1 protein-coding gene is annotated in these 230 nt (G+C 54.3%); it reads left to right on the top strand.

Features of this window, described 5'->3' with window-relative positions:
• On the top strand, positions 1-230 hold a 230-nt coding region (locus Q4563_RS23280; protein ID WP_303606236.1), incomplete at both ends, for a hypothetical protein.

Here is a 230-nt window from a genome sequence, read left to right as displayed (position 1 = left end):
GGCCTGGAAAGAACCGATAGAAGACATAGGCAGCTGGGATAACAACACGGTCTTTCGTATCAAGCAATGGCCTCGTCTCGGCCAGTGGTACACAGAGCCAGCCATGTTTCAGTTGTCGGCCCTCTACGGCAAGAAATTCGCCTCGTTAAAAAGTGGCGAACAGCTCAGTGGCTTGCCCAGCAATCAGGTAGCTGCTTTTTTGCGAGCCTGTACCGTCGCCCGGTTGGGAG

It is taken from the genome of Gilvimarinus sp. 1_MG-2023 (assembly GCF_030548285.1).
This window is presented reverse-complemented; position numbering and strand designations above follow the sequence as displayed.